The sequence below is a fragment of the Sphingobium sp. EP60837 genome (genome assembly GCF_001658005.1).
In the GTDB taxonomy this organism is placed as follows: Bacteria; Pseudomonadota; Alphaproteobacteria; order Sphingomonadales; family Sphingomonadaceae; genus Sphingobium; species Sphingobium tyrosinilyticum.
This window is the reverse complement of sequence record NZ_CP015987.1, coordinates 242442-257631: the sequence shown is the minus strand read 5'-3', so window position 1 is coordinate 257631 and position 15190 is coordinate 242442. Positions and strand designations below refer to the sequence as shown.

Here is a 15190-nt window from a genome sequence, read left to right as displayed (position 1 = left end):
GTTGGCGCCAGATGGGCAGCTGAGAACGCGATATCATGAAAAAGCGGAGCACAATCGTGCTCCGCCAAGTGCCCAGAGGCTAGGGAGAATTTAGCCTTTGGTCTGTTCAATCATGCTGTAGTCGATATATCCGCGTGGACCTGGAGTATAGAGAGTTGACGCATCGAACTGCGCCAGAGCGGCATTAGACTTGAGGCGGAAAGGCAGATCCGGATTGGCGATGAACGGCCGGCCGAAGGAAAAGGCGCTAGCCACCCCTTTCGCAAGCAGTTGCTCGGCAAGGGCGCGCGTCAGCCCTTCGTTCAGGATGAGGTTACCCCGCCATTTGCGTCTTACCAACACGAGACTATCCAGCTGTGGATTGGCCACATCAATTAGATGGCAATAAGCAAGGTTCAAAGACGAAAGCCTCTCAAGCAATGCCCCATAGGTCTCCGTCGGATTGTCGTCCCAAATATCATTAAAGGGATTGCCTGGGCAGATGCGGAAGCCCACTCGACCCTCCCCGACAGCAGCTACCATCGCCTCAATTGTTTCAGCGGCGAATCGGATCCGATTAGCCGCGGAACCACCATAGTCATCGGTCCGTCGGTTACTGCCGGACGAGAGGAACTGTGCCGGCAGATAGCCGCTGGTGCAATGCAGTTCGACCCCATCGAAGCCGGCGGCTATCGCGTTCCGCGCGGCCTGCGCAAATTCTTCGATTAGCTTGGGGATCTCGCTAAGCTCGATCGCGCGCGGCTCGTCAAAGGGTATCATCCCCTTATCGGTAACGATTTCTCCCTTTGCGCGGATTGCAGATGGTGCGATCGTCTCCGTTCCGGGGGCCTTGTTCAGAAGGCTGCCGACACGCCCGCAATGCATGATCTGGAGCACGATCTGCCCGCCCTCCGCATGAACAGCATCGGTCACCCTGCGCCAGCCGGCAATCTGCGCCTCGCTATGAATTCCGGGCGTACGTATATAGCCCTTGCCTGATGCGCTCGGTTGCGTGCCCTCGGTGATGATGAGGCCGGCACCGGCGCGTTGCCGATAATATTCCATCATCAGTTCGGTCGGGACATCACCATCCCCCGCCCGGCTGCGGGTCATGGGCGCCATGACAATGCGGTTTGCGAGCTCAAGGTCGCCCAACCGGATGGGATCGAAAAGCGTCGCTGTGGTCATGCCACTGCCTCTTTGGTCCAGGGGGCCTCGGCGGTAACCGCGCGTCACCGTGGCGCCCTTCACGCGCATCTGATATTCCCCTGCACGGGCCCTCGGATTGAAAAACTGCCTGTACCAGATGCGCACTTTGCCGAAGGGGCCGTCCCCCTGAACTACCATGGGATTGAGGCAGGCCCTTTTGTGCCGCCAGATTTGGATATCCTGTGAAAGCGCCGCGCAGCTCGCCTCCTGGTAGGGCCGAACAGCGGCGATCGTTTCCGCGCTGGCCACCGCCTCAGCTGATTTCACTGTCAGCCCATGCCAGAGTTTAACACAGCCTTCGTCAACAGGAGTGTGACAGAAGAGCATGATCGATGGATATTCGCCTGCCATCCACGATTGAAGGATGCCTGGCCCGGTATAAGAAGTGTCATTCACCATATACTCGCCCTCGCGCCCCGCAAGCGTGCGGTGACCAGCGCGTAGATGTTGCCAAACGACATGAGCGTCGAAGACATTCTCAAAGCGCTGCATGTCAATGCTTCCGTGAATCGGCTCGAGATGGGCTTTGTCTCCAATATTGTCGATGATTTCCACTGGATGGCAGGGTAGCTCACCGAGCGGATCGATTGTCCAGTTGACCCATCGGGGATCGTCCCACTCGGCGAAGGAAGGCAGATCATAGTCAGGCTCCCCTCCCTCGGGATCGTACCAGACGAACACGCAGCCCGCGCGTTCGACAACCGGCCACGTACGGATGCACGCCGCCTTGGGAATGGGCGCGGGCGAGTAAGGAATGTCATCGCACTTGCCGTCCGGTCCAAAACGCCAGCCATGATAGGGACAGCGGATGGAATCACCCTCAATCTGCATCCCATCGCGTACGATGTAAGAGGAGCTGCCATGCGCCAAATGCGTGCCCATGTGCGGACAATATGCGTCCATCAACATGACGCGCCCGCTCTGCCCGCGATAGATCACCATGTCCTGGCCGAAATAACGAACTGCCAGCGGAGCGCTTCTCAGTTCAGCTGACGCCGCGACCATGAACCAGCCGCGGGGATAGCTAAATTCACCCAGGCCATAGTCCGCCGTATTTGCCATTATCATTTTCCCAATTGGAGCTCGCCCGTGCCCAGCACGCCATGCGCGCACGAGCGAGCTAATTTCTTAAAATTCGACGGTCAGGTCCAAACCATAGGTGCGAGGGGCACCAAAAATTGCGCTCGGGACGCCAGCCGGGAAAGAGGTCGCGTAATAATTCTCATTGGTGAGATTGCGGCCCCAAGCCGCGATTTTGACGCCGTCGAGGCCAGGAATTTTCGACAGGCTGATGCGGGCACCGAGTAGGCCGTTCGAACCGACAATATATCGGGGATCGTTGGCGATAGCGGTATAGCGATCTTGCCAGGCGTAATTAACGTTGACGTCAAATTTCCCGATGCCCGTTTCCGGCGAGCTATAGTCGGCGGCTACCGTGAAGCTGTTCTTTGGTGCATTTGTAAAGTGGAAGCCACTAGTGACATCATTTCCTGTAAAGTCGATCACCTTTTTGTACTTGGGATTGACACGACCATAGGAGGCCGAAAAAGTCATACCTTTGAAAATGCGCGCCGAGAGATCGACTTCCAAGCCAGTGATTTTTGCCTTTCCTGCATTCAGCACATCATTGACGCGCGGATTAACCGGATCGAGGACGTTGAGCTGAATGTCCTTATAGTCATTGTAAAAGGCTGCAACGTTCAGGCGAACACGCCGGTCGAAAAACTCGGACTTGAGGCCTAGTTCATAGGAGATGAGCGTTTCGGGACCAAATCCACGTGCAAAGGTCGCGGCCGAGGAGGCAGCCGGATTAAACCCGCCGGTCTTATAGCCTTTTGAGAGCTTAGCGTAGACGTTCACGTCTCGATTGATGTCGAACGCGATTGTGCCCGTAGGACTAAAATCCTGAAAACTCCTGCGCCCATGCTCATTGATAGCGACGACGCCTGGCGCCACCCCTGCGAAATTGGTTTTCACGAGCGTGGCATCACGCTTATCCTTAGACCAGCGGGCGCCTACAGTAATATGTAGTCGATCATCAAGCAGCGCGGGTGTGAAGGTTGCCTGACCGAAAACCGCGTAGGCCGAGTTCTTAAAATCCACTGCGCTCGTCGAGCGCCCACCAGGCGTCACCGATGTGTTGAAGCCATCACCATTCTCCGTGAAATAATAGATGCCGGCGACATATTTGAGCCGCTGGTCAATCGCGCTACCGATCAGTTGCAGCTCCTGCGTGAACTGCTCCTGATTGACGGTGTCACTGACCGTGAAGATCGGGAACAGCCCCAAAACACCGCTATGGTAGTCCTGATATTCAAAGGAATTGAGCCGACGATAGCCTGTGATGGACTTCACGGTGAGGGTGTCCGAGGCATCCCATGAAATCGTCAGATTATGTCCCTGCACCTGTGTGTCATTAGGCTGAAAATTGCGGACGGCGGCATTGCTTTGTGTCGCCCGCTTTGCTTCTGCCGGATAAAAGGGAACCTGCTGAATGAAGGGAGATGTGTCCTTGATCCACGCGGAGTCGTAAGTGTAGCGCAGTTCGACGTTGTCCATAGCTTTCCACAATGCGGCGGCGCGGATCGCATGACGATCAACGTCACCGAAACGTGGTGCCCCCGTCCCGAGGTTCTTTACGAATCCGTCTTGGCTGTTCCTCAGATAAGAAAGCTGGAAAGCCACGGTATCGCCGAACGCGAGGTTGACAAGTGTGCGCGCTCGGAACGCGTCATAGTTGCCGATGCCGATGTCTTGTTTTACCCAGGTTTCACCCAGCTCAGGCGCCCTGGTAATGAAACTGATCGCGCCGCCCGTGGCATTGCGGCCATATAGAGTGCCCTGCGGACCGCGCAGCACTTCGATACGCTCTAGTTCGGCCAAATCGGTGCCAAGACCCTGTGTACGACCAACATAGACCCCATCTACATAGATGGCATTGGGAGAGTCGCGCGTGATGTTGTTGGAAAGCTCACCGACACCACGGATGATCGGTCTGACCGACACTGCGCTGTTGGGATGCGGTGAAAGCTGAAGATTGGGCACCCCTCCAGCAATATCGGTGAGAGAGGCTATGCGCCTTGACTCCAGCGCGGCACTGTCAATTGCGGCAATCGAGATAGGTGTATCTTGAAGAGATTCCGACCGCTTCTGAGCAGTAACAATGATTTCCTGAAGACTGCCATCTTCGACTTGGCTATCCTGTGCCAGCGCATTTGATGAATATGCTGCCGAAGCGAGCAAAATCGCGACTGAGTATTTCATTTTCCCTCTCCCCATTTGTATTCAGAACCAGTGAAAGCGGCGATATAGGCCGTTTCTCTTGCGCTCCAACTGAGCGCGCCGGCCCTCGGCCGTGATCGTCTTGACCGACTTCGGCAGATATTTGCGCAATGTTGACTGATCGACGAGCATCGTTTCAATCGAAGTCGCGGTGTCGGCAAACATCCAGCGCCGCCCGATCATTCCCTCAGTATGTCCCGACGGATCGAACCAGTTGGGTAATCCGGGATCGTCGTGTGCGACAACCGCAATTAATTCGCCATTTTCTTCGAGCACGCCGGTGTGGTCGTTGATGCCAGTATGGCGGTAGCGGTAGTCATTCGTTTCCCACCAGGGATTTGTGAACTCGATATTCCAGAATTCGCACTGGGGCGGTTTAGTACGCAGAATGAGCGCCTTGCCCTTTGGCACCTTCCAGAAGCAGCAGGCCGGATCACCTCCGGGGGTAGCATTCATTTTGTCGCCGGTGATCTTGCGCCAGTCGATGAACTGGTTTGGCGTCTTACGAAAGAGATCGATCATATTTTGCCAGAACACGACGGTATTCTCGAGCCAGCCGATCGTCTCGTCGAGCGCTGCCATGATCCGGTCCGCAGACATGTCGGGTGGCGGGGCTGGGGGGCCAAGCCGCTCAATCCTTGCTACCATCGGACGTTCATTTTCCCAGTCCGCGAAGAACTGACGGATCGTCAGCCGGAAAACGTCTGGGCCAAGCTTGAGCCAGTTTCCGGAATGCTCACGGGCGCTGAGCATGAGTTCAAAGTTGCCATCAGGATCTGCCTTCATGTCCCGCCCAAACAGTGCGGCGCCCATTCCACCGCCCCAAGGAGTGGGTCCGCGGTTCACGGTGGTGAAAGAAATATGCTTCGCCGACCCACGATTACCACGAACGCGATATTCCTGACGGCCATCAATCGGCGCGCCAAGATAGAGTGCATCGGAATTGTCTCCGCCCTGCTTTCGCGACGGATCGAAGTAGTGGAATAGGTCGGGATTCATCGGATCGTCGTTGTGCAAATTCATCGACAGCCCGAGGGATATGTTGTTGAGTATATGTAGCAGACCTGCAGCGCGGGCGTTAGGATATTGCGCCGTACTCCGCGCAAAAGCAGTTTCCGCAACCCTGGAAATCCGCGCCATCATTGCTTCAAACACCTTCAACATCGCAGCATCGCTTTTAACGTCGGCAGCGTGCGCCGGTGTGATCGCCAACTCTATCGCCGACAAAAGGCTCAGTGTGCCGCTTCCTGCCAGCATGCCCCGCCGTGACAGCCCGGTGTTCAGGCCTGCCGTCTCCATGTCCATTTCAGCTATCCTTCCTGGTTCAGCGCAGCGCGGATCACTTCGGCAGACATCCCTGGCGTGCGACTCCGCTCTCATTGGCGATAAGCCTACATGATCCGATTTAAACTTACTCGCAAGTAGTTTTTACGGTGCCGCCTTTCTCCGTTTCATCCGCCGTGGGGTAGCGCATTTTTCTGTCATCCTCTGCGCAGCTGAGCCAGCGGATTATGGAAACCGCCGCTCCAGCATCCTGGAGTTTAAATCGACTTGCTCGAAAGTTAATTTGACATTTTCTGAAGCGGCTGCCACATATTCGCTGATGACAACTCTGAAACCTGACATGAAGCTCAACAAGGGCGAACTCACCCGGCAGAGCATTCTGGAGAATGCGGAAAAGGCATTCGCTGAGCTGGGCTATGAGGCAACTCGGCTAGAAGCGGTTGGGGACACAATCGGCATTAAGCGAGCAGCGATTTTCTATTACTTTCGCAACAAAAAGGAGCTGTACGCCGCGATTTTCGCCGACATTCACAGCAGCCTGATCCGTTTAACCTATGAGAGGCTCGACGGAGCCGAAGATCCTTGGGAACGTCTCATGCTGCTGGTCGATGGGTGGGTCGATTATATGGTATCGCGCCCTACAGCTGCTCGGCTTATTCTGCGCAATTGCGCCAATGCTGCGCATCCCGAAGAACATTCACCAGATTATTCGGCAGGCGCGCTACAGCTCTTCCGCGATATCATTCAGGAAGGCATCGCGGCTGGGAAATTCGCGGAGGCGAGCTCAATGCATCTAGTCAATCTGCTGAGCGGTAGCATCCTTCACTACGTTTGCAATCCCGAGCAATTGGGCGACCAGAGGCCTTACCGCCCCGAAGATCCAGCGGAAGTCGCGAACTTCAAGCTTGTGCTGCGGCGTACTGCGCGTGCAATCGTAGATATACGAGAGAATAATTGATCGGCTTCGCGCGCCATGCCATCACCGCCCGTCATTGATCAGGCTTCCAAGGCGCACTAGGGTGAGTGAGCGCTTATGGCGATTGGCGTTCATTGATGGTCATGCCTGCGTAGGATTGTGCTTCTGCCATAAGAACAATCTGCCGTCTGCTTCCAAGCGACACAAGCGTTCCCTGAGATGTCCACAAATTACGGATGCTGCCGATCGCGCTGGTCGAAGCGGAAGATCGGCAATGCGCCCTAGTCGCGGTCGTTGAAACTCCGTCACCGATCGCCTGAAAGCGGACAGAAGCGATATCATTTCCGTCAACAGAAATGGTGGTTCAAAGCGATTCCCCTCGAACCAAAATAAGATTTTCGTTCCAACGCATTTATTGGTCCCTTTCCCGCGGCCGAGGGGTTAGTTCGATACCTGTCGGCGCTCCGCCCCCAGCCAAATGATCGGAAAATGACCATGCGCGCACTTTGCTGGCACGGGAAAGGCGACGTGCGCGTCGACACCGTCGCGGACCCTGAGATCAAGCATCCGCGGGATGCAATCATCAAGATCAGCGCGTGCGCGATCTGCGGCTCCGACCTCCATCTGCTCGACGGCTACCAGCCGACAATGGAGGCAGGCGACATCCTGGGCCACGAGAACATGGGTGAAGTCGTGGCGCTCGGGTCCGAAGTGACCAATCTGAAGATCGGCGACAGGGTGGTCGTGCCCTTTACTATCTCTTGCGGAGAGTGTTGGTTCTGCAAGAAGGGGCTCTTCTCGGCATGTTGCACAACCAATCCCAACGCCGAGATCGCCATAAAGGCTATGGGCCACTCGCCCGCCGGCCTGTTTGGCTTCAGCCACATGCTTGGCGGCTATTGTGGTGGCCAGGCCGAGTATTTGCGTGTGCCCATGGCGGATGTCGGACCGATCATCGTCCCCGACAGCGTCACCGACGAACAGGCGCTGTTCCTGTCGGACATTTTCCCCACCGGCTACATGGCGGCCGAGAACGCGCAGATCGAGCCCGGTGATACCGTCGCGATCTGGGGCTGCGGTCCGGTCGGTCAGTTTGCGATCCGGTCAGCCCTGATGATGGGCGCCGGTCGGGTGATAGCAATCGACGAGGTGCCCGAGCGGCTGTCGATGGCGGAGGCCGGCGGCGCCGAGACAATCAACTTCAGTGAAGTCGACGTTTACGACGAGCTGCAGTATCGCACCAAAGGCCGCGGCCCTGACAGTTGCATCGATGCAGTCGGCTGTGAAGCTTCGGGCCATGGTTCGGCCGATGCGGTCCTTGACCGCGTGAAAGCTGCGACCTTTCTAGCGACCGATCGCGTCCACGTGCTGCGAGAGGCGATCATGAGCTGCCGGATGGGCGGAACGGTATCAATCCCGGGCGTGTACGTCGGCATGGGGGACAAAATCCCGATCGGCGCGATGATGAACAAGGGGCTGACGATCAAGACCGGCCAGACCCACGTCCAAGCCTATACCAAACCGCTGCTTGCGCGGATCGAGGCCGGCGACATCGACCCGAGCTTTGTTATCACTCACCCGGCGAGCCTCGAGGACGCTCCCGAGATGTACAAGAAGTTCCGCGACAAAGAGGATGGGGTGATCAAGGTCGTGCTGCGGCCTTAGGCTTCGCTGGAATACGCCCCGCTCTCAATCAGTCGCAGGGCTGGTGAATGGGCAAGCCGGATGGTGGCTTCGCGCGTTGGGCTGCGTCAGCCGCCTCGCTTTAGGGAGATGACCAATGGACGACCAACAAAGAGTTGGGTGGTGATTCAAGCAGTTAACCCGAGGACTACGCCATGACCATCACGCAAGAATCCGTATCGCTCGAAGACGCTCAGCGCGTGATCGCCGGCGGTCAGGCCAAGGCCGACGAGATTGGGTCGCCGAGCAACGTCGCCGTGGTCGACGCGGGCGGCAACCTCGTCTCTCACATCCGCATGGACCATGCGTGGGTGGGCAGCGTCGACATCTCGATGAACAAGGCCGTCACGGCGCGCGCCTTCGACATCGCCACCAAGGACCTGGCCGAGAACGCTCAGCCCGGCGAGCAGTTCTACGGCATCCAGAACTCCAACCATGCCCGGGTGATGATCTTCGCCGGCGGCATCCCGCTTCGCCAGGACGGCCAGGTCGTCGGGGCGGTGGGAGTGAGCGGAGGCAGCGGCGAGCAGGACCAGACGGTCGCCGAGGCGGCCGCAGCCACGTTCTGATCATCGCGACAACACGAACTAAGCAAATGGGAGATGCAAGATGGCAACGCGGGTCAGCAAAGCGGTTCTGGTACGCTTCAAAGCACTACCCGGCAGGGAGGACGACGTCTGCGCCTTCTTGAACCAGGGGCTGTCGATCGTCGAAGGCGAGCCCAAGACCGTCAGGTGGTTCGCAGTCCAATTCGGACCGTCGTCGTTCGGGATCTTCGACGCCTTTCCCGACGAAGACGGGCGCCAGGCGCACCTATCGGGTGAGGTCGGGAAAGCGCTTGGTGAGAATACGGGTTTGCTTTTCGAGAAGCCCACGATCGAACAGCTTGATGTCGTCGCGGAGAAGCAGCCGGCCTAGGACGGACGGCGCCGCGAGTGCGGTGCGGATCAAGCCAGAGCCTGCACGACGGCGAGTTTGAGTAGGGGGGGGTACGGTCCCCGTCGCCGTTCGAACGAGAGCGTGCCGCGGGGCGGACAATTAGCGGGTTGAAGCGTTCGCGGTAGATGAAGCGAATTTCGATGGGACGTCTTGTTGTAGGAGTTGGAGAGATGGCGAACGAGACTCTCATTGGCTTGCGGGTTGAGCAGGTGTCTTCGCAGGCGGTGACCACATGAGACTCGCCGCCGCGCAGCGGGGCCCGTCTTCACCGGGACCGGAGATCATGGAGCGACGCCCATTCGGCCCTGTGCCGCACGAGGTTGCGGTGATCGGTCAGGGAACCTGGTACATCGACGACGCGGACAGGCCCAGCGCAGTGGCCGCCCTGCGCCGAGGTCTCGACCTCGGCATGACTCACATCGACACCGCCGAGATGTACGGCGACGCCGAAATCGTGGTCGGCGAGGCGGTAGCCGGGCGCCGTGAGGAGGTCTTCCTCGTCTCCAAGGTTCTGCCGAGCAACGCCTCGCGTGCCGGGACGGTGGCGGCCTGCGAGCGCTCGCTCGCGCGTCTGCGGACCGACAGGCTGGACTGCTACCTTCTGCATTGGCGGGGCCAGCACCCGCTGGAGGAAACCTTCGCCGCCTTCGAGCGCCTCCGCGAACAGGGCAAAATTCTGTCCTGGGGCGTCAGCAACTTCGACGTGCCCGATCTCGATGCTGCCTGGAAAGCCGGCGGCGAGGGCCGGATAGCCTGCAATCAGGTTCTCTACAACCTAGGAGAGCGCGCGATCGAGCACGCCGTACTGCCTTGGTGCGACAATCACAGCGTCACCGTGGTTGCCTATAGCCCGTTCGGCCATGGCGACTTCCCCGACCCACGAACGGCGGGCGGCCTCGTGCTGGAAGAAATCGCAGCAGCCCATGGCGCGACCCCGCGCCAGGTGGCGCTCGGCTTCCTCGTGCGGGAACCAGCGTTGCTGGCAATCCCCAAGGCTTCCAGCACCAAGCATGCCGAAGACAATGCCGGCGCGGGCGTGTTACGGCTGACGACCGCCGACCTAGCACGGATTGACGAAGCATTCCCGCTCGGCCCGAGACCGTCTCGCCTCCCGATGTTGTAGGCGTTTGCAACCGAGCCGAGCGCCCAAGCGTCTCAGCAATCCAGGAGGTTCGCATGCGGGATACCAAGGCCCCCGGTTTCGTCCGCGTACGCGGCGCGCGCGAGCACAATCTCAAGAACGTAGATGTCGATATACCGCGCGACGCTCTGGTCGTGTTCACCGGCGTATCGGGATCGGGCAAGTCGTCGCTCGCTTTCTCCACCCTCTATGCCGAGGCGCAGCGCCGCTATTTGGAATCGGTCTCGCCTTATGCGCGCCGCCTGTTCCACCAGATGGAGGTACCCGAGGTGGACCAGATAGAGGGCCTACCGCCCGCGGTAGCGTTGCAGCAGCAGCGCGGATCGCCGACGACCCGATCGTCGGTCGGCAGCGTTACCACCCTCTCCAACCTGCTGCGAATGCTCTACTCGCGCGCTGGCGACTATCCGCGGGGTCAAGCCCATCTCGAGGCCGAAGCCTTCTCGCCCAACACGCTTGAAGGCGCATGCCCGCGTTGCCACGGCCTCGGCCGGATCCACGAGGTCACCGAGGCCTCGATGGTGCCCGATCCTTCGAAGTCGATCCGCGAGCGAGCGGTTGCCGCCTGGCCGATGGCATGGGGCGGCCAGAATCTGCGCGACATCCTGATCAGCCTCGGCGTCGATGTCGACACGCCGTGGCGGGACCTGCCGAAGAAGGTGCGCAACTGGATCCTGTTCACCGAGGAGCAGCCCCAGGTCCCGGTCTATCCCGGGTGGAGCCATGACCAGATCCAGCGCGCGATCCGGCGCAAAACCGAACCGGCCTATATGGGCACCTTCTCGAGCGCGAAACGCCATGTCACCCATAGCTATGCCACCACACAGAGCTCGATGATGAAGAAGCGCGCCGCGCGCTTCATGATCGCTCGGCTCTGCCCGGTTTGCGACGGCAAGAGGCTGCGGCGGGAGTCCTTGTCGGTCCGCTTCGAGGGCCTAGACCTCGCCGAGATGAGCCACTTGCCGATGGCTCGCTTCTCGAAAATCTTTGCACCTTATGCCGAGGCGAAGGCCGGCAAGCTCAGCGCGCTGCGCAAGACGCATCCGGAGAAGGCCCTGGTCGTCGAGCATATTGCGAGCGATCTGTGCCGCCGGCTGTCGGTTCTGCTAGACCTCGGCCTCGGCTATTTGACGCTGGAGCGCAGCACGCCGACCCTGTCGCCGGGTGAGCTGCAACGGCTGCGCCTTGCTACCCAGGTCGTCTCGAACCTGTTCGGGGTCGTCTATGTAATGGACGAGCCGTCCGCCGGGCTCCACCCGGCTGATACGGAGGCGCTGCTCCGCGCGCTCGAAGGCTTGAAGGCGGTCGGAAATTCGCTGTTCGTGGTCGAGCACGAAATGGACGTCGTCCGCCGCGCCGACTGGATCGTCGATGTTGGTCCTGCCGCCGGTGAGCACGGCGGGGAGATTCTCTACAGTGGCCCGATCGAGGGCCTGCGCGCGGTCGCGGCGTCGGAGACACGGCGCCATTTGTTCGACGAAGGCAGCGGGATGCCGAGCCGGGCGCGCGAGCCTGCCGGCTGGCTGCGGATGGAGGGTGTCTCGCGCAATAATCTGAAGCAGGTCGACTGCGCGATCCCGCTCGGCGTGATGACCACGGTCACCGGTATCTCGGGGTCGGGCAAATCAAGCCTGGTCAGCCAGGCGCTGGTCGAGCTCATCGCCGCTGCCCTCGGCGCCCCGGGCGCGGCCGCGGACGATGCCGAAGCCGCGCTCGAGGAGCGGCCCGCCGGCGCCACCGAGGGCCGCATCGTCGGCGGGCTCGAAGGGATCAGGCGGCTGATCGAGGTCGACCAGAAGCCGATCGGCCGCACCCCGCGCTCCAACCTCGCAACCTATACCGGCCTGTTCGACCATGTCCGCGCCCTGTTCGCCGCGACGCCCGAAGCCAGGAAGCGCCGTTACGATGCCGGCCGCTTCTCGTTCAACGTCGCGAAGGGCCGCTGCCCGCGCTGCGAGGGAGAGGGCTTCGTGATGGTGGAATTGCTCTTCCTGCCGAGCGTCTATGCCCCGTGCCCGACCTGTCACGGGACCCGCTACGACCCCAAGACGCTCGAGATACGCTATCGCGGCAAGACCGTCGCCGAGATACTCGCGCTCACGGTCGAGGGGGCTTGGGAGTTCTTCGACGACGCGCCCAATGTCTGCCGGTCGCTCAAGGTGCTTCGCGAGGTCGGGCTTAACTATCTCCGCCTCGGACAGCCCGCCACCGAGTTCTCGGGCGGTGAGGCGCAACGGGTGAAGCTCGCAACCGAGTTGCAGCGCGCGCAGCGCGGCGGCGCGCTCTATGTGCTCGATGAACCGACCACCGGCCTCCACCCGACCGATGTCGAGCGTCCGCTCGGCCAGCTCCAAGCCCTGGTCGACGCCGGCAACAGCGTCGTCCTAGTCGATCACGACATGAAGGTGGCGGCGGCGAGCGACTGGGTGATCGACATCGGGCCCGGCGCCGGCGATGAGGGCGGGCGGATCGTCGCCAGCGGCCCGCCGACGAATGTCTCCGCCTGCCCCGAAAGCCGCACCGCGCCCTATCTCTATCGCGCGCTCGGCGAACGACCGGTCGCCGTGGCCACCTGAGCCTCGGCACCTCGACCTCGCCCCGGTTAATCGTCCGCCATCTCTTCAGCGACCGGCTCCTGGCCGGGTGTGTAGCGCGGTTTGGGCTGGGGAAGCAGGAAGAAGGCGAGACACAGCATGGCGATGGCCACCCCGACGCGCGGCGCCGAGACCGTCACCGGGATCGCGGCGATCTGAACCAGGGTCGCAAGGCCGTAGCGGCGCGTCATCTGCCGGATGAAATCGGGCGAGAGCCGTTCGTCCATCAGCCGGCGACCCGACATTCCGTAGAACCACTTGCCCATCCAGGTGCAGGACGTGAGGGTAAGGCCGGCGACCAGGGCTATCGCCGCGCAGGGTTCGAGCGGCGTGCCGATGTGAAAGCACCACGCGCGGACCGGATAAGGAATGACGATGATCGCCAGCAGAAAAAGGAGATTGAGCGCGCCGAACCAGTGATCGCTCCTGGCGTAGATGCGTCCGGAATAATGATGCTGCATGCAGTAAACGCCGATCACGCCATAGCAGACGAGCAGCGCGAGGTGTTCGCGCCATTGCTCAGCCATGGCGCTTGCCAGATTGCTGTAGTTATTCGGGCCGTCTGGAGACCCTGGGACCTTGATTTCAACAATCAGCAAGGTCAAAGCGATCGCGAAAACCGCGTCGCTGAATCCCTCGAAGCGCTTGAGCCCACGCTCGGCGCCGTGCGTCGCGTGGTTGCGCATGACCATGTGCTCCCAGCGCCAGGCTCCTCGCAAGGTTGCCATCGGCCCTGCACCGAGCCCTATTTAGCGTCTGCTTGTTGAATTAAGCTTGTCGAAAGCGGCTGGTTCGCTTTCCACTTTCTGTCGTTATCTCGGCCAGTCGCGCAGACGCCGGATGTCCGCTCCTGACAACAGGATCCGACGTTCGGTAGATCGCCGGCGAAGGGCAGGAATGTCCCAAGTGTCGCCGCCACGATCGACCCTTCCCGGTCGTTCAACGTTGAATTTTGCGTACCCAGAACCTGACCTGCGGCTATTCCGTTCTGGATACTCCAGCGTGACAGTCATGTGACATATCTCCGGGGTGCGCTAATTCTCGTATGGATCGTCGAGCCAAGCCGGAATGTCACGGCGCGCATCAATCACGCGCCATACGTCGATATGGTCGTCTCGTTCGACGTAGAAGACGAGCCATGGAAAACGGGCGAGCCGGCGATGTCGCAGACCCGGCAGGTTCAGCTCATGCGCGTAGCGCGGCGAGCCGATGCCGGGATGCTCCGCTATCGCACGGTAGATCGCTTCGAGACCTTCAACAAGGCCGAGCGCAATGTCCGGTCCGGCCTCGCTCACATAATGGTCGATGGCGCCTGTGACATCGCGATGAGCCTGGTTGCGCGGAACGACCCGCTTCACAGTCATGCCGTGCGACGAGCCCGCGCGCGTAGCCCCTCGAAATAAACTTCGTCCGCCGGAGCGCCCGGCGCCGATTCAGCGCCGTCAAGCAACAACCGACGCAGCCGCTGGCGATCCTGGTCCTTGCGGATTAGCTCTCGCACATATTCGCTGCTCGTGCCGTAGCCGCGCCCAGCGACCTGTTCGTCAACGAACGCCTTGAGCGTGTCAGGCAATGAAATGTTCATCGTGCTCATGGCTGCCTACATATGCAGTTTGGCAAAATTTGGCAAGGTCGTGCCGCCAGCTACGGGCCAGCCGTGTCAGCGAGCAACAACAACGTGGTTTGTGCCGGGCAGCTCAAGACCCTGTGCATACCGACCCTTATCGGCCGCTCGGTCGTCGATTTTCGATCCCTAGATTTGGATGGTCCGCTTTCTCATTTTTCAGAGCCCGCGCTGGCCGTTGGGCGAATGTCCGCTTCAGAGCCGGGATGCCTGTATAGCCGCCGTCCGCGCGACGTCGGCTCCCGTGGAGAGTTTCGGGCGCCGGTAGGCGTACGAAAGTCCCCGAAGCACGAACCCGCGGGCACGAAGCGCTGGCCTATGGGTATTTCACCGCTTGGCTGGAAACCGGCGTGGCAGTGGCGAGGACAGAGCGGTGCCGGGCCGATGCGGGTCGAAAGTTGATGAGCGGTGATCTGTCAGGTTTTGCGCGCCCGGTGGTGATGAAGCTGTAGCCGATCGGCATGATACTGGCCCAAAGGACAAGCGTGGGGAGCGCCCGGGACCTGTTGGTCGTAGGAGGTTGGAACACGATGTCATGC

General features: G+C 60.2%; 12 protein-coding genes. 6 read left to right on the top strand and 6 right to left on the bottom strand.

What is annotated here, in order from left to right; translation table 11 throughout:
• Positions 1 to 90: 90 nt before the first annotated feature.
• From EP837_RS21960 to EP837_RS14265, 3 genes are all read right to left on the bottom strand, one after another.
• Positions 91 to 2193, bottom strand: a complete 2103-nt coding sequence (locus EP837_RS21960) for an oxidoreductase (protein WP_335676301.1) — start codon at positions 2191 to 2193, stop codon at positions 91 to 93.
• Positions 2194 to 2316: 123 nt separating this feature from the next.
• Positions 2317 to 4452, bottom strand: coding sequence for a TonB-dependent receptor (locus EP837_RS14270; protein ID WP_066529995.1), 2136 nt, complete (start codon positions 4450 to 4452; stop codon positions 2317 to 2319).
• Positions 4453 to 4473: 21 nt separating this feature from the next.
• Positions 4474 to 5775 carry a DUF1214 domain-containing protein gene (locus EP837_RS14265; protein WP_066529989.1) on the bottom strand — a complete coding sequence of 434 codons (1302 nt, stop codon included), beginning with the start codon at positions 5773 to 5775 and terminating at the stop codon, positions 4474 to 4476.
• Positions 5776 to 6094: 319 nt separating this feature from the next.
• Here EP837_RS14265 and EP837_RS14260 point away from each other — a divergent pair, with 319 nt between their 5' ends.
• The 6 genes from EP837_RS14260 (at position 6095) to EP837_RS14235 (ending at position 13009) form a co-directional block, all read left to right on the top strand.
• A complete protein-coding gene (locus EP837_RS14260; protein WP_197486395.1) occupies positions 6095 to 6712 on the top strand; it encodes a TetR/AcrR family transcriptional regulator in 618 nt (205 codons plus the stop codon).
• A gap of 453 nt (positions 6713 to 7165) precedes the next feature.
• Positions 7166 to 8335, top strand: coding sequence for a zinc-dependent alcohol dehydrogenase (locus tag EP837_RS14255; protein ID WP_066531607.1), 1170 nt, complete (start codon positions 7166 to 7168; stop codon positions 8333 to 8335).
• 173 nt (positions 8336 to 8508) lie between these two features.
• Positions 8509 to 8922 carry a GlcG/HbpS family heme-binding protein gene (locus tag EP837_RS14250; protein ID WP_066529986.1) on the top strand — a complete coding sequence of 138 codons (414 nt, stop codon included), beginning with the start codon at positions 8509 to 8511 and terminating at the stop codon, positions 8920 to 8922.
• 40 nt (positions 8923 to 8962) lie between these two features.
• A complete protein-coding gene (locus tag EP837_RS14245) occupies positions 8963 to 9271 on the top strand; it encodes a putative quinol monooxygenase (protein WP_066529983.1) in 309 nt (102 codons plus the stop codon).
• A 253-nt stretch (positions 9272 to 9524) separates the two neighbouring features.
• Entirely contained in the window at positions 9525 to 10415 is an 891-nt protein-coding gene (locus tag EP837_RS14240) for an aldo/keto reductase (protein ID WP_269465831.1), read from the top strand.
• A gap of 53 nt (positions 10416 to 10468) precedes the next feature.
• Positions 10469 to 13009 (top strand): excinuclease ABC subunit UvrA, encoded by a 2541-nt coding sequence (locus EP837_RS14235; protein ID WP_066529980.1) that lies wholly within the window; start codon positions 10469 to 10471, stop codon positions 13007 to 13009.
• Between the two features lie 26 nt (positions 13010 to 13035).
• On the opposite strand, the gene EP837_RS14230 is transcribed toward EP837_RS14235, so the two are convergent.
• From EP837_RS14230 to EP837_RS14220, 3 genes are all read right to left on the bottom strand, one after another.
• Positions 13036 to 13713 carry a TMEM175 family protein gene (locus EP837_RS14230; RefSeq protein ID WP_197486394.1) on the bottom strand — a complete coding sequence of 226 codons (678 nt, stop codon included), beginning with the start codon at positions 13711 to 13713 and terminating at the stop codon, positions 13036 to 13038.
• A 348-nt stretch (positions 13714 to 14061) separates the two neighbouring features.
• Positions 14062 to 14391, bottom strand: coding sequence for a type II toxin-antitoxin system RelE/ParE family toxin (locus EP837_RS14225; protein WP_066529978.1), 330 nt, complete (start codon positions 14389 to 14391; stop codon positions 14062 to 14064).
• Positions 14388 to 14612 (bottom strand): type II toxin-antitoxin system ParD family antitoxin, encoded by a 225-nt coding sequence (locus EP837_RS14220; protein WP_225870651.1) that lies wholly within the window; start codon positions 14610 to 14612, stop codon positions 14388 to 14390. The genes EP837_RS14225 and EP837_RS14220 overlap by 4 nt, the downstream gene beginning before the upstream one ends.
• Positions 14613 to 15190 lie beyond the last annotated feature (578 nt).

Excerpts from the sequence above, each read along its gene's own strand:
- EP837_RS21960 (WP_335676301.1), bottom strand. The coding sequence starts at position 2,193 with ATGGTCGCGGCGTCAGCTGAACTGAGAAGCGCTCCGCTGGCAGTTCGT.
- EP837_RS14270 (WP_066529995.1), bottom strand. The coding sequence starts at position 4,452 with ATGAAATACTCAGTCGCGATTTTGCTCGCTTCGGCAGCATATTCATCA.
- EP837_RS14265 (WP_066529989.1), bottom strand. The coding sequence starts at position 5,775 with ATGGACATGGAGACGGCAGGCCTGAACACCGGGCTGTCACGGCGGGGC.
- EP837_RS14260 (WP_197486395.1), top strand. The coding sequence starts at position 6,095 with ATGAAGCTCAACAAGGGCGAACTCACCCGGCAGAGCATTCTGGAGAAT.
- EP837_RS14255 (WP_066531607.1), top strand. The coding sequence starts at position 7,166 with ATGCGCGCACTTTGCTGGCACGGGAAAGGCGACGTGCGCGTCGACACC.
- EP837_RS14250 (WP_066529986.1), top strand. The coding sequence starts at position 8,509 with ATGACCATCACGCAAGAATCCGTATCGCTCGAAGACGCTCAGCGCGTG.
- EP837_RS14245 (WP_066529983.1), top strand. The coding sequence starts at position 8,963 with ATGGCAACGCGGGTCAGCAAAGCGGTTCTGGTACGCTTCAAAGCACTA.
- EP837_RS14240 (WP_269465831.1), top strand. The coding sequence starts at position 9,525 with ATGAGACTCGCCGCCGCGCAGCGGGGCCCGTCTTCACCGGGACCGGAG.
- EP837_RS14235 (WP_066529980.1), top strand. The coding sequence starts at position 10,469 with ATGCGGGATACCAAGGCCCCCGGTTTCGTCCGCGTACGCGGCGCGCGC.
- EP837_RS14230 (WP_197486394.1), bottom strand. The coding sequence starts at position 13,713 with ATGCGCAACCACGCGACGCACGGCGCCGAGCGTGGGCTCAAGCGCTTC.
- EP837_RS14225 (WP_066529978.1), bottom strand. The coding sequence starts at position 14,391 with ATGACTGTGAAGCGGGTCGTTCCGCGCAACCAGGCTCATCGCGATGTC.
- EP837_RS14220 (WP_225870651.1), bottom strand. The coding sequence starts at position 14,612 with ATGAACATTTCATTGCCTGACACGCTCAAGGCGTTCGTTGACGAACAG.